Here is a 22,371-nt window from a genome sequence, read left to right as displayed (position 1 = left end):
CTAGAAAAACTGCCAGCAACTAACTGGCAGCTCTTCTTTCTTTCACGTAATTATAGGAAGTGTATAGAAGAATGTCAATCTCCTATGTCCATTATTAACCAACGTAAATTGTTTGTTGTTTCGCTTCCACTTCTTCTACAAATGTACCTAACACATTCGCAAGGTCTTCCCGTGTGTTACAAGCATTAATACCATTACGTACACTCGCATTACCACGAACACCTTTTAAATACCAAGCTGCATGTTTTCTCATCTCTCTTACAGCGACACTTTCATTCTTTAAGTCGATAAGACGATCTAGATGCAACATACATACATCAATTTTCTCGCGCACTGTTGGTTCCGGCATTAATTCACCCGTCTCCAAATACTTTACCGTACGATAAATCATCCACGGATCTCCAAGAGCAGCACGACCAATCATAACACCATCTACACCAATTTCATCAAGCATACGCTTTGCATCTTGCGGCGTTGCGACATCACCATTTCCGATAACCGGGATATTTACAGATTGTTTTACTTGTTTAATAATATCCCAATCCGCTTTTCCTTCATACATTTGCACTCGTGTACGTCCGTGAACCGCCACAGCTTGGCCACCAGCACGCTCAACAGCCCTAGCATTTTCTATTGCGAAAATATGTTCTTCATCCCAACCGATACGCATTTTAACTGTAACCGGCTTTTCAACAGCATCTACAACCGCTGCTACCATTTCATATATTTTATTCGGGTCTAAAAGCCACCTTGCCCCCGCATCACATTTAACGATTTTCGGCACTGGACAACCCATATTAATATCAATTATGTCTGCTGTCGTATATTTATCTACATATTTCGCAGCATCTACAAGAGTTTCTTTCTCTCCACCAAAAATTTGTAAACTTAATGGCTTTTCTCTCTCGTCGATATATAACATATCTAATGTTCTTTTATTATTAAGCAATATTGCCTTATCACTTACCATTTCAGCACAAACTAAGCCGGCACCAAATTCTTTTACTGTTAAACGGAATGCAGAGTTACACACTCCCGCCATCGGTGCTAGTACAACCGGATTTTTCATCTCGATATTTGCAATCTTTAACAATCAATCTACTCCTTCCTGTACAATCACTTTGGCATTAATTCCTCTATTGAAACATTTAATGCCTTGGCAACTTCTACTACAAAATCTTGAGAAGGCGATCTATTCCCTCTCTCAACCTCACCTAAAACAGATACAGATACCCCTAGTTCTTTAGCAAAACCTTCTTGTGTATAGCCTTTTAGCTTTCGAAAAGCACGAATGCGTCTTCCCCATTTTTCTGCTTCCATACCGTTACTCCCTCTCGCCTTTTCATTTCTTCTACTTGTGAACGTGAAATGTTTTGTTTTATGTCTTGATTAATCTCTAACAACGGAACGATAACAAAAGCTCTTTCAAACATCCGCGGATGCGGAACAATAAGATTCTCTGCTTCAATATTCTCTTGATTATAAAGTAAAATGTCAAGGTCGATAGTCCTCGGCCCCCACCTAATTTCCCTTTTTCTTCCTAGGTCATTTTCTACTTTTTGTGTTACTTTCAATAATTCTTGTGGTGATAAATTGGTAGAAATTTTTATAACTAAATTTAAAAAGCAACTTTGGTCAGTATAGCCAACTGGCTCAGTTTCATATACAGATGAAATATCATCAACCTGAATATAAGGATTTTTATTTAAAAACTGAATCGCTTCAGTTAGATACGTATAACGCTCTCCAATATTTGACCCTAATGCAATGTAAGCTATATTGTTCATGGACGTCCTCTCGTAATTTCTACTGCTACAGCACGATAATGACCCGGTATCGGTGGATCCGGCTTAATTACCTTAATTGTACAGCGCGAAATACTTTCATATTGTTTTAATATATCTGCAGCAATATTTTCAGCGATACTCTCCACAAGCTTATACTTTCTATCCTCAACAACTTTTCTACATAATTCGAAAAGCTCTCCATAATTGACCGAATGCTCTAAGTCATCACTTTCCCCTGCACACTTTAAATCCAACTCCACCGTTAAGTCAACTTTAAATCTCTGACCTAATTTATTCTCCTCTGGGAACACACCATGATAACCATAAAACTCCATATCATGGATATAAATTTTATCCAATTACCTTACCCCCTTACCAATCATCGCATCCATCATTTTAGCCATACGCGCCATTTCTTTCACATCATGGACACGAACAAACTCACAGCCCTTTTCAATACCAAGACAAACAGTAGCTCCCGTTCCCTCAAGGCGTTCCTCTACTGGCAAATCTAATACGTGCCCAATAAAGGACTTTCTCGAAGTACCTAAGAGAACCGGATAACCTAGCACATTTAACTGTTCTAAATTACGCATCGCCTCTAAGTTCTGCTCAGGTGTTTTAGCAAAACCGATACCTGGATCTAAAATAATATTCTCATCTCGCACACCAGCATTTTTAACAATTTTAATACTGTCATACAAATCAGCAATCATATCCGCCATTAAATTACGATAATTCATATTATCGCGGTTATGCATTAAAATGATGGGTACATCATAATGAGCTGCGACTTCAGCAATTTTTGGCTCCGCCTTCGCTCCCCAAATATCATTAATAATATGAGCACCAGCCTCAATTGCTTGCTTTGCAACTTCAGCTTTATATGTATCGATAGATATAGGCAATTTTACTTCTTTTGAAACTGCTTGAATCATCGGGACAACTCGCTTTATTTCTTCTTCTACTGATACTTTAGCAAAACCTGGGCGAGTAGATTCGCCACCAATATCAATAATATGAGCACCTTCACCTTGCATTTCTTTTGCGTGACGTACCGCAGCATCTACCTCGTTGTAACTCCCACCATCAGAAAACGAATCTGGTGTTACATTTAAAATTCCCATGATTAATGTTTTTTCATTTAAATTCAATGTATATTCGCCGCAGCGTAAATCATAATCCCACTTCAAACTACGCATCTCCTCTTCGTAATTCATTTCTGCTCCATAATTTCTCTCTTTGCATTCCATAAAGGTACATTAAACTTTTTGTAACCACTCCTACTTTACCCGGGAAATCCTGCGCTTCTATACGATAAAGCGGAACAATTTCTTGAATGGAGTTTGTTACGAAGACTTCATCCGCTGAAAGTAGCTCATCTTTTGTAAAGAAACCTTCCTTTACTTCTATATTTAATTGTTCAGCACTCTTTATAATAAACGCACGAGTGATACCATTTAAAATCCCTGTCTCTAACGAAGGCGTATATAAAACATCACCTTTCACAAAAAATAGATTCGAAACAATACCCTCTGCAACATAACCTGCTTCAGTAAGGAAAATACCTTCCTTACTCACAACATTTCCAATTTCACGCTTCCCTAAAATATTATTTAAATAGTGATGAGACTTCAGGCGAAATGTTCCTTCCGGTGTATTTCGCACTTGTTTTAGAATAACACCTTCTTTTTCCGCTACATCCCCCGGCGCTGTTAAAGGTTTTATAAAAACAATAACCGAAGGCTCTTCATACATTTCCGTTTGTAATCCTATTTCATCTATACCCGCTGATACATTAAAACGTACATATGCATGCTCCAATTCATTCTTAGCGAGTAAATTTTTTAAAATAAGCATCACATCATTTTTTGTCATTGTCCATTTAATTTGCAATGTATCCAGCGCTTCTATTAAACGATCATAATGATCATCCAATAAGAAAGGATGACCATTATAAATACGAAACGTTTCAAAAACTCCAAGACCATATAAATAACCATGATCATAAGGAGAAATTTTCGCTTCACTTGCTTCTACATACTGACCATTTACGTAAATTAACATAATGTTGCACTTGGCCTGTATTTACAAATGAAATTCTGTAACAACTCTTTCCCATGAGAAGTCATAATAGATTCCGGATGGAATTGCACACCCTCTATCGGCAATGTCTTATGACGAAGTGCCATAATTTCTCCTTCCTCTGTCCAAGATGTTATCTCTAAGCAATCGGGTAACGTTTCTTTCTTAACAATAAGGGAATGATAGCGCGTCGCAGTAAACGGATTAGGAATATCCGAAAAAATCGTCTTTCCATCATGATGCATAAGCGACGTTTTCCCATGCATTAATCGTTCTGCACGGACAACCTCTCCACCAAACACTTGTGCAATGGATTGATGCCCAAGACAAACTCCAAAAATCGGAATCTTTCCAGCAAAGTATTTAATAACTTCCATACTAATCCCCGCTTCATTAGGACTACATGGACCTGGAGAAATCATTAGAAAATCTGGTTTCATATTCTCAATATCTGAAATGGTCACTTCATCGTTACGTTTAACAACGAGCTCTTGTCCAAGTTCTCCAAGAAACTGCACTAAATTAAATGTAAAAGAATCATAATTATCAATCATTAATATCATTTCTCTCACCTAACCGTTTCTTCGCTACGTTCTTTTGCACGCCATAAAGCAATCGCCTTTTTTAACGACTCTTTATATTCATTTTCTGGATTTGAATCAATTACAATTCCCGCCCCTGCTTGTACATGAGCTTTTCCATCTTTAGCAAGAAGTGTTCTAATTACAATATTCAATTCTGTATCTCCAGAATAACCAATCCAACCGATTGAACCTGTATAAATCCCTCTTCGAACAGGTTCTAATTCCTCAATAATTTCCATCGTACGTATTTTCGGGGCACCAGTAATTGTTCCCCCAGGGAATACAGCCTTCACTAAATCAAAAGCATCTTTATCTTCTTCCACCTCACCACGCACATTAGAAACAATATGCATAACATGTGAGTATTTCTCAATTACCATAAATTCATCTACTTCTACAGTGCCATATTTACAAACACGTCCTAAATCATTTCTTTCTAAATCCACAAGCATTACATGCTCTGCTCTTTCTTTTTCGTTCTCAATTAATTCTCTTGCTAATTCTTCATCCTCTTGCTCATCCGCGCCTCTAGATCTCGTTCCAGCAATTGGTCTTGTACTTACTTCAGTTCCTTGTTTCTTAATTAACAACTCTGGCGATCCACTAACAATTTGAAAATCCCCAAGCTCCAGGTAACCCATATATGGAGATGGATTAATTTCACGAAGACTTGTATAAATTTCTAGTGGGTGTGTCTGTAACGTTCTTTCTTGTCTCGTCGACAAGTTTACTTGGAACACATCACCCGCCCCAATATATTCTTGAATACATTCAACTGCCTTCATAAAGCTGGCTTCAGTAAAAGCAACCGCTTCACTTTTCTTTTCAGGACTTTCAAAGGGCACTGTCACTTCAGGCGCTTCTGTCATCCAAAGACCCTTCCACTCATTTAGCCGTTCTTTTGCCTCTTCATATTTATCTACATAATGCGTAATAATCCATAACACTTGTTCTTTTTGATCATAGACAAATACGTCATCAAATAATAAAAAGAAGATGTCAGGTATATTAATATCATCTTCCGCAAGAGAAGGCAGCTTTTCAATATAACGGATACAGTCATAACTGAAATAGCCAATTGCACCACCTTGAAAAGGCGGATACTCTGGGTTATAGTCCGTCTTCCATTGTTCCATATATTCTTGCATTAAATCTAACGGATTCCCTCGTTTTATTGTTTCCTTACCACTTTCACTTATATGTAACGTTTCATCCTTCCCTTGGATTACCGCTACTGGGTTCAGCCCTACAATGTTATAACGACCGCCACGGCCACTTTCTAACAAAATATGTTGCGATTTACCCTGAGAAAGAAATTTATATTGCTTAAAGAAATCTAACTGATATGGAATAGAAAGCGCTAAAGATTTTCTTCGTTGCATATCAACACCCCGTCTTCTTTTATCCCACCCTCTTAGATAAACCAGCTCAAACTACATAAGTTATTTATATAGAGATTGATTATACTCGAAGGCTAGTGAAAATAATTTAATTATACTACCTCTTATTTTACATGAAGTTTTCTAGTCATTCACTCTTTTCCTATTTCCAATCCCAAAAGAAAAAGCACCCTTTTTCAAGGATGCTTTTTCAATCGCATTTAATTATGATTCAAATTGATAAAGTGGTGTACTTAAATAACGTTCACCGTTACTCGGGATAATAACAAGTACCTTTTTCCCTTTACCTAACTTTTTCGCAACTTCTGTTGCTGCATAAATAACCGCGCCCGAAGAAATACCAACTAAAATACCTTCCTCTTTAGCCACTCTTCTCGCATATTCAAATGCTTGCTCTGTTTTCACTTGAATAATTTCATCATATACTTCTACATCCAACGTCTCCGGAACAAATCCCGCCCCAATTCCTTGGATTTTATGTGGACCTGGTTTCCCACCAGATAATACTGGTGAATCTGCAGGTTCTACCGCATAAATTTTAATATCTTTATACGCTTCCTTCAGTACTTCACCAGCACCAGTGATCGTTCCACCTGTACCAATACCTGCAATAAACGCATCTAATTGGTCGCCCATTTGTTCAATAATTTCTGGACCCGTTGTTAAACGGTGAATTTCTGGATTCGATTGGTTTTTGAACTGTTGTGGTATAAAGTAGCCATGCTCTTTTGCTAATTCAGTCGCTTTACGAATTGCTCCACCCATTCCTTCAGGCCCTGGAGTCAATACTAATTCCGCACCGTAAGCACGTAATAAATTACGACGCTCAATACTCATTGTTTCTGGCATTACTAAGATTGCATTATATCCTTTAGCAGCCGCTACCATCGCTAAACCAATTCCTGTGTTACCACTTGTCGGCTCAATGATTGTATCGCCTTCTTTTAATAATCCCTTTTTTTCAGCATCTTCAATCATAGCTAATGCAATACGATCTTTAACGCTACTCCCCGGATTCATAAATTCTAATTTTAAGTATATATCTGCGCTGTCTGATTCTACGATGCGGTTCAACTTAACGATCGGCGTTTTCCCGATTAATTCTGAAACTGATTGTGCCACTCGCATTCCTGTCACTCCTAACACCGAGTATTTTTATTGGTTTTATCTATATTTAGATTTTGTCAGAAAATTCCCTGTTTGTCAATTCATTTGGAGGATCGCTCCTCTTAATTCCCTTATTACAAATTCTCGATTAAATTTGTAATATCTTCTTTAGAGAACTTGTATCGTTCATTACAGAAATGACAGTGAACTTCCGTCTCTTCCTCTTCTTCACGAACTTGCTCTAACTCTGTTTTACCTAAACTAATTAATACACTCTCAATACGCTCGCGTGAGCATGTGCAATTAAATTGAACATCCATTGTTTCTAATACTTTTACTTTATCTTCTCCAAGAACTGCATATAGTAGCTCTTCCGGAGAAAGGCCTTGTTCAATCAACGTTGATACAGGCGGAATCTTTTGTAAACGGTCTTCAATAAATGAAATCGTTTCATCTTGCGCACCCGGCATAATTTGAAGGATAAATCCACCTGCCGCTAATATGCTATCATCTCCATTTACAAGAACACCAACACCTACAGAAGAAGGCGTTTGTTCAGAAACTGCAAAATAATACGTAAAGTCTTCTCCTAATTCTCCTGAAACGATTGGAGATTGACCAATAAACGGCTCACGCATTCCAATATCTTTAATTACAGTTACAAACCCCTCTGTACCTACCGCTTGATATACACGTAACTTCCCTTGTTCTGTTCCTTCAAAATCAACATGCGGATTCGTTACATAACCACGTACATCTCCATTTGCATGAGCATCTACTAAGATAGGGCCAATTGGACCGTTACCTTCTACCTTAATTGTTAACTTTTGCTCACCTTTTAACATTGCACCCATCATTGTACCCGCAGTTAAAGAACGCCCTAGTGCCGCTGAAGCTGTTCTCCATGTATCATGACGTCTTTGCGCCTCACTTACTGTATTTGTTGTACGCACACTATACGCACGCACTTCTCCATCAAACGCTAACGCTTTTACTAAATAATCTTTCATACGTATTTATTCACCTTTCTCATGCTGTAAATTTGCATTACGTTCATATAACATATACAAACCTTTTAACGTTAAAAACGGATCTACAATATCAATTACATTCGATTCTTCGGAAATTAATTTTGCCAATCCACCTGTTGCAATAACTTTAGGTTCTTGTCTAGCTTCTTCTTTCATACGCTTAACAATACCTTCCACTTGTCCAACATAACCATAAAGAATACCAGATTGCATCGCACTTACTGTATTTTTCCCAACAACACTGCTTGGTTTTGTAATTTCGATACGAGGAAGTTTTGCTGCTCTGCTATATAAAGCCTCTGCTGAAATCATAATTCCTGGTGTAATAACTCCACCCATATAATGCTTTTCTTCGTTAATATAACAATATGTAGTAGCCGTACCAAAATCAACGATAATAAGCGGACTTCCATATAAGTGGATTCCTGCTACTGCATTTACAATTCGGTCTGCGCCTACTTCACGCGGATTTTCATATTTAATATTTAGTCCTGTTTTTATCCCAGGCCCTACTACAAGCGGTTTAATTTTAAAATATTTTTCACACATGCGCTCTAAAGCAAACATAATTGGTGGTACAACTGAAGACACAATAATACCTTTCACATCTTCAAACGAAAGACCCTCATGCTCAAGCAATTGCTTTACAAGCATTCCATATTCATCTTCTGTCTTATGACGATCTGTTTCCATGCGCCAATGCTGACGAAGTTCCCCCTCTTCAAACACACCTAGTACAGCATTTGTGTTCCCTACATCCAATACAAAAATCATATTCTCACCACTTATCTTATTTAATCTATATTTGTGCAGTATGTATAAAACTTATAAAAACATCATATCACACATACTTATATAATCAGCTTTCCTATCCTCATCATTTTACAAAAAGATTGCTCTCTATTTCAATTTTTAATACTAGTTTTACTTAAATTACTTTATCCACTAAGTTCTCAATAGTAATTAACAAAGGTTTTAACAAACAAAAAAGGAGTGACGATAGTCACTCCTTCTTTTCTTACTTATCTTCTTTATCTTCATCGTCTTTCTTCATGTTGATGTTTACTTTCACATCATCTGAAGATGTTGGACGTTCTGGCAATCTGCCGTAATCACATAAATGATTGATTTGCTCTGCATCTAACGTTTCTACTTCAAGTAACGTTTGCGCGATAATATCTAGTTTATCACGGTTTTCAGTAAGAATTTGTTTTGCACGAGCATAACATTCTTTCATAATTGATTGCATTTCCATATCGATTTCATGTGCAATCGCATCACTATAGTTTTGTTCTGAGTGGAAGTCTCTTCCTAAGAACACTTGACCACCTTGCGAGCTACCAAATTGCATCGGTCCAAGTTTGTCACTCATACCAAATTCCGTAACCATGCGTCTTGCAATACCAGTCGCACGTTGGAAGTCATTATGAGCACCTGTACTCACTTCACCAAATACAATCTCCTCAGCTACTCGGCCACCAAGTAAACCAGTGATTTTATCAAGTAACTCTGGCTTTGTCATGAAGTAACGATCTTCTTTCGGAAGCATTACCGCATATCCACCAGCCTGACCACGAGGGACAATTGTTACTTTATGAACGACATCAGCTTCATCGAGAACAACACCAATTACAGTATGACCTGCTTCATGGAAAGCAACGATATTACGTTCTTTTTCAGAGATAACACGACTTTTCTTAGCTGGACCTGCAATAACACGATCCGTCGCTTCATCGATATCACTCATATCAATTTTCTTCTTATCTTGACGTGCAGCTACTAAAGCAGCTTCGTTTAATAAGTTTTCAAGATCCGCACCAGAGAATCCTGGTGTACGAGTCGCAATCGCTCTTAAATTAATATGCTCATCAAGTGGTTTATTACGCGCATGTACTTTCAATACAGCTTCACGGCCATTTACATCTGGACGATCTACTGTAATTTGACGGTCAAAACGACCTGGACGTAATAACGCTGGGTCAAGAATGTCTGGACGGTTTGTCGCAGCAACGATAATAATACCTTCGTTTGCACCGAATCCATCCATTTCAACAAGTAATTGGTTCAATGTTTGCTCACGCTCATCATGACCACCACCAAGACCTGCGCCACGTTGACGACCTACTGCATCAATTTCATCAATGAAAATGATACAAGGAGCATTTTTCTTTGCATTTTCAAATAAATCACGTACACGTGATGCACCGACACCGACAAACATCTCTACGAAGTCAGAACCACTGATAGAGAAGAATGGAACGCCAGCCTCACCTGCAACAGCACGCGCTAATAAAGTTTTACCTGTACCTGGAGGTCCAACTAATAGGACACCCTTTGGAATACGAGCACCAACTTCAGAGAACTTACGAGGGTCTTTCAAGAATTCAACTACCTCAACAAGTTCTTGTTTCTCTTCATCCGCTCCAGCAACATCTCTGAAACGAACTTTTTTCTTTTCATCATTATATAACTTCGCCTTACTTTTCCCGAAGTTCATAACACGGCTACCGCCGCCTTGAGCTTGGTTTAATAAGAAGAAGAATAAAATGAAGATGATGACAAATGGAATGATTGAAGTAAAGAATGTTACCCAAGCACTTGTTTCTTCTGCTGGTTGATACTTAACTTCGGCACCTTTCGCTTTATCATTAATTTTCTTTTGTAATTCCTCAGTATTTGGTGCATAAGTAACAAATTGTTCTCCTTGGCTAGAGTTATTAAATTGTCCTTTTACCTCAAATACACCATTTTTCGGTTGAAGTTGCACATTACGCACTTCACCGCTTTCTAGTTTAGTAATGAATTTGTCGTAGCTAACTGATGTCGTTTTTTGTGTCGAACCATTAAAATAGCTCACGATTCCAATTACTACTAAGAATATCAGTAAATAAAAGATGGTATTACGGAAGATACGATTCATTCCTAACCTCCTCTCACGGCATAAACACTATAGTAAATCGTAACATAGAAAAACTTTCCTATACAATTGTGAAGCCTATATTTAATTAATTTGAGTAAACGCTTGGTTTTAATACGCCTACATAAGGAAGATTACGGTACTGCTCTTTATAATCTAATCCATATCCTACTACAAATTCATGTGGAACAGTAAATCCAACATAATCCGCTTTCAGATCAACCTTACGGCCTGTTGGCTTATCTAATAATGTAACAATTTTTACAGACTTCGCTTTACGATATTTGAATAAGTCTACTAAGTAGCTTAGTGTAAGACCACTATCAATAATATCTTCGACGATTAAAATATCGCGACCTTCTACAGAAGTGTCAAGATCTTTTAAAATTTTCACTTCGCCTGTTGAAACTGTAGAGTGACCGTAACTAGATACAGCCATAAAATCCATTTCAAGATATGTATCTGTTCTCTTTAATAAATCTGCCATGAATGGCATTGCGCCTTTTAATACACCAATTGCAAGAGGTACTGTGTTTTTATAATCCTCTGCAACAATTGCACCTAGTTCGCGCACCTTTTCTTGTATTTGCTCTTCAGAAATTAATACTTTTTCGATATCTTGATTCATCATTTCATTATCCTCCCGGAAGACTCCTTGCTTTTGTAGTGAATAATCATATATTTATCCTTCTTTGCCATCTCTTTCGAAATTGCAAATGCAGATCGCTTCAACAAGGGTACCCAAATAATGGTCCCACTTGCATCACAAACGACCGGCCATTCTTCTCTTTTTTCTTTCGGTACTTTTGCTTCGATAAAAATAGCTTTTATCTTTTTCGTGCCATTCATACCTTGTATTGACATGCGATCTCCATTTTCCCTAGAACGAATACGAAGTGGATATGATATATCATTATACTTAGCAACAAATACTGTTTCATTCATGTTACTTGGTATATCTTCGCTCACCTCTGTTACAAATTCATCCCCGTTCAATAGCGTAATGGTCCCGGGTACTGATAAATCTTGTAAAAAAGGAGAAACAATTTCTTGTTTAAATCTAAAGCTACACTCCTCGTATGTACGAACAATTTTCAAATCACCCGGAAAATCAAGTGAACCTGAAGGTTGTGTCCGCTTAAAAAACTCAATCACCTTGTCAATATGTATGGAAGAAAGAGAAGATGGAATCTTATATTCATAAAGATAGTTTAATATTAGTTGAATCCCTCTTCTTTGTAAAGGCATAGACATGGATTCAAAGGCAGGAATTGATAAGCTAATTTGTTTATCACTTTTTTTTGTAATTACTTTATTCATTTTCTCAAAAGCTAATTCCTGCAAATAGGCCTCATCCTCTTGCATCTGCACGCTAAATTTTTGGAATTTCTCATGCACTTGTGGATTTTCTTCTTTCAAATGAGGAAGGACATATTTACGTAATCGATTCCTTGTATATACTTCCTTTTTATTACTCGGATCTATACGTGGCATTAAATTTAGCTTATTACAGTAATCAACAATTTCTTCCTTTGTTACGCCAAGTAACGGCCTAATTAAATATCCATTATGAAAAGGACGCTTCACTGCAATTCCTGCATATCCTTTCGGAGTACTCCCTCTTACGAGACGCATTAAAATTGTCTCGACTTGATCATCTCCATGATGTCCAAGAGCAACATATCTTGCATCATATTTCTTCATTATTCTTTCCAAAAATGCATATCTGCATTCTCTAGCAGCAACCTGTGCATTCATTCCGTATTGCTGTTGATATTGTGATACATTAATCCTTATCGTTTCACAAATAATTCCCAGTTCTTCACAAAGGCCCTGCACAAATTGTAAATCCTCATAAGATTCATCACCTCTAAACATATGATCCACATGAGCAACTACAATTTTCAACTGTTTTTCCGCTCTTTTTTCTAATAAATAATATAAAAGCGCTAACGAGTCAGGACCACCAGAAACTCCCACAACAATTGTTGAATCATTCTTTAATACATCATGCTGCTTTACAAAGTCATCTACTTTTTCAACAAATGTATCTTTCAACTTCGCAATCACCTTTCATTAAACAAGAACAGCAACCTTAGTCGCCTTGTCTACAATGGTACAACTTTTACAAACATTGTGCAAAAAAAAGATATACAAAAATTACATTTTTATCTTACATCCTCCGTGTATATTCACAAAATTAATAACATTACCTTTTTCCACAAAAAAACCTAGGTATACACCTAGGTTTTTAAAATCAAATTATAGATAAACATTCCACTTACATTTTACTGCGCCTGCATTCCTACAATCGGAATCGTAGCCCACTTGGGCATATTTTTCTTCACTTTTGCCACTACAATAGTCATATCATCATTTATATAACCGTCACAAGAGCGAATCACTTCTTCCATAATGATATCAGCAATTTCTTGCGGGTCTTCGGTTTGCAATTCTTTAATTTTTCGTTTCATCCACAATTCATGATTCTCCACATGCTGCGCTCCTTCAAAAATCCCATCGCTCATCATAATAAGAATATCGCCCGTTTTTAATTGTTCACCCACCACATCAACTTCAACATCTTCGATGATTCCCATCGGTAAATTACTTGCTTCAATTTTCAAAATATTATTTGCACGTTTAACAAAACTCGGCGTCGATCCAATCTTTAAAAACCTTGCACTCGCATCCCGCAAATCTACCATAGCTAAATCTAATGTCGTAAACATTTCTTCTGTCGTTCTCAAAGAAAGAATTGAATTGATAGACTTAATTGCTATTTCTTCATCAATGCCTGATTGGAGTATTTTTTGTAATAATTTCACCGTTTCCTTACTTTCCATATGAGCTCTTTGCCCATTACCCATACCATCACTAATTGCAAGTGCATATTTACCAACACTTAAATCCATCATCGCATAAGAGTCACCCGAAACAAATCCACCGCCTTTTGCAGCTGTAGCCAATCCTGTATCAAGAGAATACGTCTTTGCCGAACCAAATGATATTAAACTATGGCCATTTGGATAAGAAGACTTTTCTTCATGTTTAACGACAATATTTTCTTTAAGGATATCCGAAAGCATCGGTGCAACTAATTTTTCACACTCACCATGTTCATTAGATGCAACTGGAATTAACATTTCAATATCAATACTTCCTCTATCTAAACAATAAATATCAACATGCTCTACTTCGACACCAAAATCACGGAACGCTTGCATAATCTGTTCTTCCTGCACTTGATGATTTTCACGCTCTCGTTGTATCTCCTTAGCAAAATCCTCCATAACCTTTGATACACCTAATAGTTGCTCGGCTACTATTCTACGATTTTCCTTCATTTGTTTTCGTAATTTTTGACCCTCATAGAAGTGATCTAATTCACCTGCTACTAAATCCGTCACTTTTTTCCCTCTCACACAATGCTTGTCCCACTCACGAACTAATTTACGATTATGTTGCAGGGTTCCTTCTTCCGTTTCATTCATTATTTGTTTCATATAATCGTACGTTTTATCAAAATTCACTACCCAGCATTGATCCTTTTTAAAGCATGTTTGACATGTTTTCGCAGTAATTGTACTCAAAAACAAATCTGCTTCTGTCTCTTTATCTTCTTCCTCTACATACCCATATACAGAAAAGCTATTAGATAAAGCAGCAAATACATTTGCAAATTGGTTGATTTTATTTGCTGTAACATCACGCATCCTTCTTAAATATTGTTGTTGATCTTGCGAATGCTCTTGTGTACCTGGCATAAATTTAGCAATACGATCCAAAACAAGCTGCGGTGTTAATAAGAAGATAACAATCGCTACACCTGACTCAATTAAAGTTGTTACAATATTTGTCTGTTTGTCTACATATAATGTAATTAAGCTTGTCCCAATTAATAAACCTAAACTAACACCTAAACGCTTCCCTTCTTTTAACAATCCACCAAGCAATCCAGAAAAAGCAAGAAGGCTAAGCTGAGACAAGCTAGACACATTTGCTAAACTTAATATTAGTCCTGTTACAACCCCCACTGTAGATCCTGTGGCAGCACCCGCAATAAATGCAAATACTAGCACTAAATACCTTGTAAAAATATGTTGAATAGAAGCATCATATACAAACCAATCTGTTGTACCTGTTAAAACAGATGCTAGTAATATAATCAAACAAACAATTTCTTCCGTCTCTAATGCCTGTTGTTTTCCTTTCCTTTCCACTAAAAGCGGGACACTTTGTAAAAATATCATAGTTAATACGAAACTAAGTCCAGCCTCGATAGTACTAACGAGTAAATCGTACATGGTGACAGTTTGTTGCGCAAAATATACAACAACTAAGTGTGCTGTTAATGCGGAGATAAATACTTGAAATGGAACAAGTCCAACAGTTTTACGTGTAAATCGACTAAAGAAGATATTATAAATGAAGAAGGTAAAGATGGATGCAAAGGTAAAAAACAAATTATCTATCGATACTGAAAGAGCTCCTCCCATTAGAGCTAAAAATGCTAGCGGCATCTTATCCCGCTTCATAACATAAACAGCAGCAAAAAATGGCAGTGCAAACGGTAAAATATTTGTTAATATATATGCTCGTCCCAAAAGAAAACCAATAACAACAATAATAAATCCCCATCTAAAGAAAACTTGCTCAAATTTCATTCGCAACTTACTCGTCCACTTTATTCCTCCAAGCTGACTCTCATTCATTGCCAATGCACTTGTATTCATAGTATTCCTTCCTGCTTTAGGCATATTTTTAACACCACCTGCATAGTTTAATTACTGTCATTATAAAAGACGATTGTTGGTTTTTTTGTCAAAACAACAGTTTTCACTTTTATAATCGTTCGACTTTTTATTCGAAATAACTCTACAGATATACACGGTATGTAAGTTATTTTTGGTATTTTAATTAAATATTCAGAAAATATAGGGTGATTTTGTAGAAGTGTTGTATATCTTAATTTATTTAACAAAAAAAGATCATGCAAATTTGCATGATCTTTTTTGATGACCCGTACGGGATTCGAACCGTGTTACCGCCGTGAAAGGGCGGTGTCTTAACCACTTGACCAACGGGCCGTTAAATTAAATATAGCGGCGGAGGGATCGAACCCCGACCTCACGGGTATGAACCGTACGCTCTAGCCAGCTGAGCTACACCGCCATGTCGTCTTATTTAACGGACAATTAGTATCTTACATCAGATACTAATTAAAGTCAACACATCTCAAAAACTTTTTTAAAAATATATTTTTACATATAAAAAAGCACCCTGAGCCATCACCCTGGGTACCTCTCTATATGTTAAAAACTAAACGTTCTTATTATCCGCGACGCGCGCCACGGCCACCACGTTTAGACTCTGTGTTACGCTTTAAAGAAGTTAAGCGATCTTCGCTATCTTTTAAGAAGCGTGCCATCTTTTGCTCAAATGTTTCTTTCGGAGCTCGGTCGTTACCGCCACCGCGATTATCTCTGTTGAAAGAGCGATTATTACGTTGTGGACGTCCAGAACGTTGTTGATCACCACCGCGTTGGTATTCACCGCGTGGACGATCTCCTTCTGTTTTTTCACGTTCTTTCGCTTTTTTGATAGATAAACCAATCTTTCCATCTTTTTCAACATTAATAACTTTTACTTCTACTTGGTCGCCCACTTTTAAGTGATCGTTAATATCTTTTACATAGTTATCAGCAACTTCACTAATATGAACAAGACCCGTTAAGCCCTCTGGCAGCTCCACAAAAGCCCCAAAATTTGTAATACCTGTTACTTTACCCTGTAACTTGCTGCCTACCTCGATTGACATAAAAAAAATGCTCCTCCTTAGTGGTTAAAAAGTCAAATTTTACTTTATTATATATAATCCTAAAATATAGTGTCAATAAGACATACTCTACTTAGAAACAGGAAAAATTATCTCCCCTTTACCAGAGAAGAAATAATCCCTTCTAGCAATCTTTAATACGTACTCTTCATCATTTAACTTTTGAACTTCGTCTTTTAGACTTTTTTCTTTATTCGTTAATGAATCCAGTTCTTTTTTCATGTCCTTAACTTTTGCTTCTTTTGCTTTAATGGAACTGTTTTGTTGATAAAACGTTACACTAATACTCGCAATAATTGTAAAAGTAAAGACAAGAAAAACCGCTAAACGGCGATAAAGTCGCTTCCTGTTCTCATCCGTTTGTATTATATGCTCTTTAACAGGATTTGGACTCTGTTTTTCGATTGTTCTTTGTCTCAGTTCCCTCATTTCCGAGGTCCCCCTAACTTCTTTTTTATACGCTCCCATAATTGGAAGATATGTCCCTTCAATTTTGCTATATATTGCAGGAACCCTATATGTTTCACTATAAAAAGTTTAACACGATTAGGGAGAAGTTTCCATATGAGCGAAGCAATAAATCGAACAGGCCAGAAAAAAACTTTCCATATGAAAAGTAATATCCAAATCACCATTTTCCATAACACATGTCCAATTGAAAGCAGTATACGAAATAAGAATAATATAAATGCAATAAATAGCTGCGCTATAATAATAACAGGTTTTATCATGAGTAGCTGTATAATTCGAACAAAAAAATATGTTGTTTGCATAAAAATATAGATGAGAAAATTTAACAGCTTCATGTATAGTGCCTTCAGTAAGCTTTGATATGCCGCAAAACCACATAATAATGCCAAAAACACATATATACGTAGCTCAGCTTCATTTACGAGAAGCAATACATAAAAGACGAATAATGCTTGGACAATCCAAAATAATATATCATGTATAAATACAAGCCAACGTTTACGTTCTTGGCGCTTTAAAAAACGTTGATATGTATCTAAAGACGCTCCAATCCAAGCACCCATTCCAATCATTGAAAGCATTGTATACAACTGAATTGTTAAGCTCATTTAAACAACTTACTAAAGAAACCTTTAGTTTTTTCCCCTTGATTTTCATCAATATACAGCATCTCATTAACTTTCCCTTTAATCGACACAATACCTTTTTCCACATCTAAATTTTTCATTTGTAAATTTTGACCACGAATCGTTAAAAAACCCATTACGGTCTCTAGTAAAAACTCTTCGCTATCAAAACTCTCTACCTGCTTTACACCGGTAATATCAATTATACGCCTGCCACGCATAATAATGTCATGCTCTACAGAAACATTTTGTTGATTAGAAGACGTAGGTGAGTAACCATTATTCACGTAAATCCCCCCATAGGTTTTTACTAGCTAATAGTAATGTATGAGGGGATAAATGATTTTAGAACAAGCCTTCTTCCGCTTTTACTTTTTCTTCACGAACTAAGCTATACATATTTGCTGCATCTTCTTTTTTAGTTGTTTCTTTTAATTCATTTATTTTCACAGTCACTATTTTTTGACCAAAACGAATTGTTAATTCGTCAGCTACTTTCACATCAGAACTCGCTTTTGCCACCTGACCATTAATAGATATTCTTCCTTGATCAGCTACTTCTTTCGCTAATGTTCTTCTTTTAATTAAACGTGATACTTTTAAAAACTTATCTAGACGCATATCAAATCCCCCTATTAACGCTCTGTCTGTTTCGCTTCTTCCCATAAAACATCTAACTGTTCTAATGATAAATCTTTCATCTCTTTATTCATTTCAGCTACTTTTGCCTCCATGTATAAAAAACGACCAGTGAATTTCTCATTAGTTGAACGTAACGCCTCTTCTGGATCTATTTTGTAATGACGAGCTATATTAACAAATGCAAAGAGTAAATCACCAAACTCACCTAGCATCTTTTCCTCATCCATATTTGTAACTTCTTGTTGGAACTCTTGCCATTCTTCCAAGGCTTTCTCTATCATCGGTTGCACATCAACCCAATCAAATCCAACCTTACCAGCTTTCTTCTGAATTTCATAGGCGCGTAGTAACTGCGGCAAACTTTTTGGAACGCCATTTAAAACAGATTCTTTCACGAATCCTTTTTCTTGTTTTTTAATCTCTTCCCAATTTGCAATCACTTCATCAGCGCTGTTTACATCCGTATTTCCAAACACATGCGGATGGCGACGAACCATTTTCTCAGATAGAGTTCGAATGATATCATCTATAGAGAACCAACCTTCATCTTCTCCGATTTGAGCATGAAGCATAACTTGTAATAATATATCACCTAATTCTTCTACTAAGTGATCATCATCCTCTTCATCGATTGCTTCCAACACTTCATAAGCTTCCTCAATTAAATATTTCTTTAATGATTGATGTGTTTGCTTTTTATCCCACGGACAACCATTTGGACCACGAAGTTCCGCAATAATTTCTCTAAGAACATCAAACTGTTGATACAAGGACGCACGCTCCTGAACTGGCGGCACGTACACACTCGTTAAATTATTCAATTCCGTTTCATGATCTAACATGTACAACGGTACCTTCTTTACTTGTTCAAATGAAGTTCCTGCAGCTGTTACGATATACACTTCATAATCATCTGGTAACATCTCCATTAATGTTAATTTCACATCAGATGCAACGAATGCATCATATACTTGGCAAAAGATTAAATGTTGACGCAGTTCTAATTGCCCTCTTTCAAATGATGTAGCATCAAGTAATTGGAATCCTTCAATCGGATCAATCTTTAGACTTGCAAACATAGGATCAAGGAAACTTTGTCCACCCTCAATTCGCACTTCAACATTTGAAACTTCTCCTTTTTCCAACAGTAGCTGAACTGTTCTTTCTGCTACAAGTGGATGCCCGGGAACAGCATAGATAATTTCTGTACCTTCAGCTTGTTCTAGCAATTTATTCGCAATTGTTTCATATACAATTTCAAACGTATCATGTGCTTCATATACAGCATCAAAAGACGTATATTGTACGCCTTCTTTCTCCAATTCTTCTATAACTGGATGTTCTTTCGTTCTAACAAACAGATGGTCTGCTTCTTTTATTTTTCGATATACACCCATCGTTAGCTGATCTAATTCACCAGCTCCTAAACCTAAAATAGTAATGATTCCACTCACAACCAGTCACCTCTATCCACTCTTCTTCAATGAACCTTCTTTTTCCTCTTGTTTCATAACGGTTCCTAATTCTTTTTTTGTAAATACACGTAATTTCAAAATAAAAAACATATATGTCAATCCGCCGATGGCTACACCTAACAACGCTTCAAGCGTCGCGCTTCCTCTATGTTCCGTATTAATTACTAATCCAGACATATGTAACACACGTGTGAACATCATTAATACAAATCCCATACAAATGCCACTAATTACTATCCCTAACATATTTCGCTTATTGATAAGTGCCCCTGATACAGCTCTCGTAAGCAACAAACTATTTAGTCCAGAGATTATAATTAACGCACATAAAGTCGCAAAGGCTGCACCTTTCACACCAAAATAAGGCATGAATATATAATTTAACGCTAACTTTAAGCAACCTCCAAATACAACAAATAATGCTGGCTTAAACGTTTGCCCTAATCCTTGTAAAATAGAAGCTGTCGTAATTGACAATGAACTAAATAAAATAGATAACGATAAAATAGATAAAACATCTGATCCATCACTGTTTTCAAACAACATAATATTGGTAGGTTGAATAATACAAGTTAGTCCAATAGCTGCTGCAAGTCCAATAACAAATGTTATTTTCATTGCTAACTTTACCTTTTCTTGAATAAAGGAAAGATCTCCTCTTTCCTTCGCCGCTGTAATAATCGGAATAAGTGACAACGAGAAAGAAGTCGTCACAACAGTACCTAATTGCATTAGCGGAATACTTCTATCATAAACACCCTTTAATACCTTTGCATTTTCAGCCTGTTCTCCAGCACCAATAAGTAAGCTGTAAAAGGACACTGAATCAGCCATCTGTATAAAAATAAGCACTAAATTACTAACACAAATCGCTAACCCCTGCCAAAAAAGGATTTTAACTATCTTCCTTTTACCCTTAATTCTCGCTGCACTTTTGAAAAATATAGAACGAAAATCTTGACGCATATACAATATAAGTACAATAATCCCAATAAGTCCACCCGCAATTGAGCCTAACATAGCCCCTGCACCAACTGTATATAAATCAAATCCGTGAGCAATTAGGAATAGCGATAAAAATACAATAATAGAAACTCGAATTGTTTGTTCTATTACTTGCGAAACAGCCGTTGGCATCATATTATTAAATCCTTGAAAATACCCTCTTGCTACAGACAAAAATGGCATCAATAAGAATGAAAATGAAATAACACGTAGTAACTTATCTAAGTGTATATCGCCCATAGCTACCGCAATTGTTTCAGCCCCAAAAAACAATGTAAAGAAGCCTATAAAACCAATTCCTAATAAGAACCAAAAAGATACACAAATAATTTCTTCTGCTTCTTTTTGTTTTCCCCGCTCTAGTCGTTCTGCAACCATTTTCGAAATGATAACAGGAAATCCATAAGTAGCTAAAATTAAACAAAATCCATAAAACGGGTAAATTTGTTGGTAAATATAAAACCCAATATCCCCCGCTATATTTTGATATGGAATACGGTAAAAAGCGCTTAATACTTTTGTAACAAAACTTGCAATCGTTAATATAATAGCCCCACGCCAAAAGGCTTGATACTTCTTCGCTTCCATACAAGAAAACTCCTTTTTCTATTCTCACCTCTCGTATTATATCATAAAGAAAAGAACAAACTCCCTTACCAACACGGGTAATAATGAGTTCCTACACGTTAAAAATATTCAACGAAAAAAGGTAGCAAAGTGCTACCTTCATTCAATATACATATATCTCCAAATAATTGATTTCTCAAAAAGAAAGATCATAATTAGGAAAGATTGCTACTTCTAAAATCAATATACCCTTACTGTTCCATTTGTTTCGCTAAGAAACTGGCAGCAGTATTAACCGCTTTATGCTCGATCTCGCTTATAATAGCTTCTTTTGAAAAAATAATGACGGCTCCAATCGGATCTCCGTTTGCAACAATTGGTCCAACTGTATAAGAATGAACCTTTTCTGTTACACCATCAATAATGGAAATATCACTTTCATCCGTCATAATAACAGACTTTCGTTCTTCCATCGTTTTTTCAATTAAATCGCCAACACTTTTATTTAAGTATTCTTTTTTCGATACGCCTGATACTGCGATGATAGAATCTCGATCACACACAAGCACATTATGTCCTAAGCTGTCATATAAAGCATCAGCATATTCTTTTGCAAAATCACCTAGCTCACTAATTGGAGAATACTTCTTTAAAATTACCTCTCCATCGCGATCAACAAATATTTCTAGTGGGTCTCCTTCTCGAATACGTAAAGTTCTACGAATTTCCTTCGGGATTACGACCCTGCCTAAATCATCAATTCGACGTACGATTCCAGTTGCTTTCATTCTAATGCTGCCTCACTTTCTACTGATGATCAAAGTGGTGAATTTAC

General features: G+C 36.5%; 23 protein-coding genes and 2 tRNA genes. All 25 read right to left on the bottom strand.

Annotation, left to right across the window (positions count from 1 at the left end; translation table 11 throughout):
* Positions 1-94 precede the first annotated feature (94 nt).
* Positions 95-1,093, bottom strand: a complete 999-nt coding sequence (dusB, locus tag AXW78_RS00425) for a tRNA dihydrouridine synthase DusB (protein WP_000912251.1) — start codon at positions 1,091-1,093, stop codon at positions 95-97.
* Positions 1,094-1,116: 23 nt separating this feature from the next.
* Positions 1,117-1,320: a helix-turn-helix domain-containing protein gene (locus tag AXW78_RS00420; protein ID WP_000387031.1), complete on the bottom strand. Its 204-nt coding sequence runs from the start codon at positions 1,318-1,320 to the stop codon at positions 1,117-1,119.
* Positions 1,272-1,787, bottom strand: a complete 516-nt coding sequence (gene folK / locus AXW78_RS00415; protein WP_001059450.1) for a 2-amino-4-hydroxy-6-hydroxymethyldihydropteridine diphosphokinase — start codon at positions 1,785-1,787, stop codon at positions 1,272-1,274. The genes AXW78_RS00420 and folK overlap by 49 nt, the downstream gene beginning before the upstream one ends.
* A complete protein-coding gene (gene folB / locus AXW78_RS00410; protein ID WP_000358055.1) occupies positions 1,784-2,146 on the bottom strand; it encodes a dihydroneopterin aldolase in 363 nt (120 codons plus the stop codon). Before folB ends, folK begins: the two co-directional genes overlap by 4 nt.
* A complete protein-coding gene (folP, locus tag AXW78_RS00405) occupies positions 2,147-3,007 on the bottom strand; it encodes a dihydropteroate synthase (protein ID WP_002164271.1) in 861 nt (286 codons plus the stop codon). It lies immediately after the preceding gene.
* Entirely contained in the window at positions 2,982-3,854 is an 873-nt protein-coding gene (gene pabC, locus AXW78_RS00400; RefSeq protein WP_000909875.1) for an aminodeoxychorismate lyase, read from the bottom strand. The genes folP and pabC overlap by 26 nt, the downstream gene beginning before the upstream one ends.
* Positions 3,848-4,435, bottom strand: coding sequence for an aminodeoxychorismate/anthranilate synthase component II (gene pabA / locus AXW78_RS00395; protein ID WP_000602295.1), 588 nt, complete (start codon positions 4,433-4,435; stop codon positions 3,848-3,850). The genes pabC and pabA overlap by 7 nt, the downstream gene beginning before the upstream one ends.
* 5 nt (positions 4,436-4,440) lie before the next feature.
* Complete coding sequence (pabB, locus tag AXW78_RS00390; protein WP_001189714.1) at positions 4,441-5,838, bottom strand: aminodeoxychorismate synthase component I; 1,398 nt, start codon at positions 5,836-5,838, stop codon at positions 4,441-4,443.
* Positions 5,839-6,060: 222 nt separating this feature from the next.
* Positions 6,061-6,984 (bottom strand): cysteine synthase A, encoded by a 924-nt coding sequence (cysK, locus tag AXW78_RS00385; RefSeq protein ID WP_001261712.1) that lies wholly within the window; start codon positions 6,982-6,984, stop codon positions 6,061-6,063.
* A gap of 113 nt (positions 6,985-7,097) precedes the next feature.
* Complete coding sequence (hslO, locus tag AXW78_RS00380) at positions 7,098-7,973, bottom strand: redox-regulated molecular chaperone HslO (RefSeq protein WP_000656372.1); 876 nt, start codon at positions 7,971-7,973, stop codon at positions 7,098-7,100.
* Between the two features lie 6 nt (positions 7,974-7,979).
* Positions 7,980-8,768, bottom strand: a complete 789-nt coding sequence (locus tag AXW78_RS00375) for a type III pantothenate kinase (RefSeq protein WP_000578368.1) — start codon at positions 8,766-8,768, stop codon at positions 7,980-7,982.
* A gap of 244 nt (positions 8,769-9,012) precedes the next feature.
* Positions 9,013-10,914 (bottom strand): ATP-dependent zinc metalloprotease FtsH, encoded by a 1,902-nt coding sequence (gene ftsH, locus AXW78_RS00370; RefSeq protein ID WP_001079674.1) that lies wholly within the window; start codon positions 10,912-10,914, stop codon positions 9,013-9,015.
* Between the two features lie 85 nt (positions 10,915-10,999).
* Entirely contained in the window at positions 11,000-11,542 is a 543-nt protein-coding gene (gene hpt / locus AXW78_RS00365) for a hypoxanthine phosphoribosyltransferase (protein WP_000981844.1), read from the bottom strand.
* Complete coding sequence (tilS, locus tag AXW78_RS00360) at positions 11,539-12,969, bottom strand: tRNA lysidine(34) synthetase TilS (protein ID WP_000655468.1); 1,431 nt, start codon at positions 12,967-12,969, stop codon at positions 11,539-11,541. The genes hpt and tilS overlap by 4 nt, the downstream gene beginning before the upstream one ends.
* A gap of 230 nt (positions 12,970-13,199) precedes the next feature.
* Positions 13,200-15,671, bottom strand: a complete 2,472-nt coding sequence (gene spoIIE / locus AXW78_RS00355; protein WP_001123553.1) for a stage II sporulation protein E — start codon at positions 15,669-15,671, stop codon at positions 13,200-13,202.
* Between the two features lie 259 nt (positions 15,672-15,930).
* Positions 15,931-16,001: transfer RNA gene (locus tag AXW78_RS00350), tRNA-Glu, on the bottom strand.
* 13 nt (positions 16,002-16,014) lie between these two features.
* A tRNA-Met gene (locus AXW78_RS00345) sits at positions 16,015-16,086 on the bottom strand.
* A 160-nt stretch (positions 16,087-16,246) separates the two neighbouring features.
* Complete coding sequence (locus AXW78_RS00340) at positions 16,247-16,732, bottom strand: S1 domain-containing RNA-binding protein (RefSeq protein WP_000021451.1); 486 nt, start codon at positions 16,730-16,732, stop codon at positions 16,247-16,249.
* Positions 16,733-16,819: 87 nt separating this feature from the next.
* Entirely contained in the window at positions 16,820-17,179 is a 360-nt protein-coding gene (divIC, locus tag AXW78_RS00335; RefSeq protein WP_001208739.1) for a cell division protein DivIC, read from the bottom strand.
* Positions 17,176-17,829, bottom strand: coding sequence for a spore cortex biosynthesis protein YabQ (yabQ, locus tag AXW78_RS00330; protein WP_000059773.1), 654 nt, complete (start codon positions 17,827-17,829; stop codon positions 17,176-17,178). Before yabQ ends, divIC begins: the two co-directional genes overlap by 4 nt.
* Positions 17,826-18,134, bottom strand: a complete 309-nt coding sequence (yabP, locus tag AXW78_RS00325) for a sporulation protein YabP (RefSeq protein ID WP_001059104.1) — start codon at positions 18,132-18,134, stop codon at positions 17,826-17,828. Before yabP ends, yabQ begins: the two co-directional genes overlap by 4 nt.
* Before the next feature lie 58 nt (positions 18,135-18,192).
* The gene (locus AXW78_RS00320) at positions 18,193-18,468 is read right to left on the bottom strand and encodes an RNA-binding S4 domain-containing protein (protein WP_001234876.1); all 276 of its coding nucleotides are present in this window, start codon (positions 18,466-18,468) and stop codon (positions 18,193-18,195) included.
* Between the two features lie 14 nt (positions 18,469-18,482).
* A complete protein-coding gene (mazG, locus tag AXW78_RS00315; protein WP_000014239.1) occupies positions 18,483-19,943 on the bottom strand; it encodes a bifunctional methyltransferase/pyrophosphohydrolase YabN in 1,461 nt (486 codons plus the stop codon).
* A gap of 12 nt (positions 19,944-19,955) precedes the next feature.
* On the bottom strand, positions 19,956-21,557 hold the full coding sequence (locus AXW78_RS00310; RefSeq protein WP_000387584.1) for a putative polysaccharide biosynthesis protein: 1,602 nt from the start codon (positions 21,555-21,557) through the stop codon (positions 19,956-19,958).
* Positions 21,558-21,787: 230 nt separating this feature from the next.
* Positions 21,788-22,324: a stage V sporulation protein T gene (gene spoVT, locus AXW78_RS00305; RefSeq protein WP_000648302.1), complete on the bottom strand. Its 537-nt coding sequence runs from the start codon at positions 22,322-22,324 to the stop codon at positions 21,788-21,790.
* Positions 22,325-22,371: the final 47 nt, after the last annotated feature.

Origin of the sequence: Bacillus thuringiensis, from assembly GCF_001595725.1 — a bacterium.
Taxonomy (GTDB): Bacteria; Bacillota; Bacilli; order Bacillales; family Bacillaceae_G; genus Bacillus_A; species Bacillus_A thuringiensis_K.
This window is presented reverse-complemented; position numbering and strand designations above follow the sequence as displayed.

Excerpts from the sequence above, each read along its gene's own strand:
- AXW78_RS00420 (WP_000387031.1), bottom strand. The coding sequence starts at position 1,320 with ATGGAAGCAGAAAAATGGGGAAGACGCATTCGTGCTTTTCGAAAGCTA.
- folK (WP_001059450.1), bottom strand. The coding sequence starts at position 1,787 with ATGAACAATATAGCTTACATTGCATTAGGGTCAAATATTGGAGAGCGT.
- folP (WP_002164271.1), bottom strand. The coding sequence starts at position 3,007 with ATGAATTACGAAGAGGAGATGCGTAGTTTGAAGTGGGATTATGATTTA.
- pabC (WP_000909875.1), bottom strand. The coding sequence starts at position 3,854 with ATGTTAATTTACGTAAATGGTCAGTATGTAGAAGCAAGTGAAGCGAAA.
- pabA (WP_000602295.1), bottom strand. The coding sequence starts at position 4,435 with ATGATATTAATGATTGATAATTATGATTCTTTTACATTTAATTTAGTG.
- pabB (WP_001189714.1), bottom strand. The coding sequence starts at position 5,838 with ATGCAACGAAGAAAATCTTTAGCGCTTTCTATTCCATATCAGTTAGAT.
- cysK (WP_001261712.1), bottom strand. The coding sequence starts at position 6,984 with ATGCGAGTGGCACAATCAGTTTCAGAATTAATCGGGAAAACGCCGATC.
- hslO (WP_000656372.1), bottom strand. The coding sequence starts at position 7,973 with ATGAAAGATTATTTAGTAAAAGCGTTAGCGTTTGATGGAGAAGTGCGT.
- AXW78_RS00375 (WP_000578368.1), bottom strand. The coding sequence starts at position 8,768 with ATGATTTTTGTATTGGATGTAGGGAACACAAATGCTGTACTAGGTGTG.
- ftsH (WP_001079674.1), bottom strand. The coding sequence starts at position 10,914 with ATGAATCGTATCTTCCGTAATACCATCTTTTATTTACTGATATTCTTA.
- hpt (WP_000981844.1), bottom strand. The coding sequence starts at position 11,542 with ATGATGAATCAAGATATCGAAAAAGTATTAATTTCTGAAGAGCAAATA.
- spoIIE (WP_001123553.1), bottom strand. The coding sequence starts at position 15,671 with ATGCCTAAAGCAGGAAGGAATACTATGAATACAAGTGCATTGGCAATG.
- AXW78_RS00340 (WP_000021451.1), bottom strand. The coding sequence starts at position 16,732 with ATGTCAATCGAGGTAGGCAGCAAGTTACAGGGTAAAGTAACAGGTATT.
- divIC (WP_001208739.1), bottom strand. The coding sequence starts at position 17,179 with ATGAGGGAACTGAGACAAAGAACAATCGAAAAACAGAGTCCAAATCCT.
- yabQ (WP_000059773.1), bottom strand. The coding sequence starts at position 17,829 with ATGAGCTTAACAATTCAGTTGTATACAATGCTTTCAATGATTGGAATG.
- AXW78_RS00320 (WP_001234876.1), bottom strand. The coding sequence starts at position 18,468 with ATGCGTCTAGATAAGTTTTTAAAAGTATCACGTTTAATTAAAAGAAGA.
- AXW78_RS00310 (WP_000387584.1), bottom strand. The coding sequence starts at position 21,557 with ATGGAAGCGAAGAAGTATCAAGCCTTTTGGCGTGGGGCTATTATATTA.
- spoVT (WP_000648302.1), bottom strand. The coding sequence starts at position 22,324 with ATGAAAGCAACTGGAATCGTACGTCGAATTGATGATTTAGGCAGGGTC.